Genomic DNA, 1016 nt, shown 5'->3' with positions numbered 1-1016 from the left:
ACCCGGCCTATGCGGCCGCCTTTGCCAGTGCCCGGGCCGCAGGGGTAGAACGGCTGGTACTGGGCACCAGGATCACGCCGCAGGGGATCGAGGTCGGCGCACCGATTGCCGCTGCACACTAGCAACGCCGGCTTTCTGTTCAGGCGGCCTTGCTGGCCTCGTCTTCTTGGCTGGCAGGTTCGGCGTGAACCAGCGTTCGGGTCGGAAAGGGGATATCGACCCCGGTCGCATCCGGCGCTTCTTTGACCTTGCGCTTCATGTCGGCCTGATACTGAAAGTACTCGGCCGCATCGACCCAGACACGCTCCAGAAAATCCACCGAGCTGCTGTTCAGCGCATTGACCTGAATGAAGGGGCCGGATCGCTGTGCGAGCGGCTGTCGGCCATGATTGTGTCGCGGATCACCTGTTCTGCAGTGGCCAGATTGGCGCCATAGCCAACACCAAAAGTCCACCCTGCCCGGCGGGTGTCGAAGGCGGAGTAAATGGTGATGGTATTACCCCAGACCTCGGAGTTGGGGATGATCACCTTCAGATTGCTGAGGCTGGCGATGACGGTATTGTTCAGGGGCATCTCATGCACCGTGCCCATTTCGCCGTTCACATCGATGAAATCACCCAGTTTGAAGGGGCGGAACAGGATGATCATCACGCCCGCAGCCTCATTCGACAGCGCCCCCTGCATGGCCAGGCCGATCGCCAGGCCGGCGGCACCGATGGCCGCCACAATCGAGGTGGTCTTGACACCAAAGGTATTCAGAACAAACAGCACCGCAAAGGCGAGGATGACATGGCGCGCAAGAGTGCCGAGGAAATGAAACAGGGTCACGTCGAGCTTGGCGTGGGTATCGCCCAGTGCCACGATCCGCCGCTTGACCCAGCGCGCGGCGACGAAGCCCGCCAGAAGAATGACAGTTGCAGCCAGCACGTTGCCCAAGGCCTGCGCCAGAAATTCCAGCGTCACCAGATCGGCCAGTGACTTTCCACCGTAAATCTCGGTCTTCATCAGGTCATTGA

The 1016-nt window shown here is 60.7% G+C and carries 1 pseudogene; it reads right to left on the bottom strand.

What is annotated here, in order from left to right:
* Positions 1 to 139 precede the first annotated feature (139 nt).
* Positions 140 to 1008, bottom strand: a pseudogene (locus A2I95_RS42240) (mechanosensitive ion channel family protein).
* Positions 1009 to 1016: the final 8 nt, after the last annotated feature.

This window comes from Leisingera sp. F5, assembly GCF_001593695.1.
This window is presented reverse-complemented; position numbering and strand designations above follow the sequence as displayed.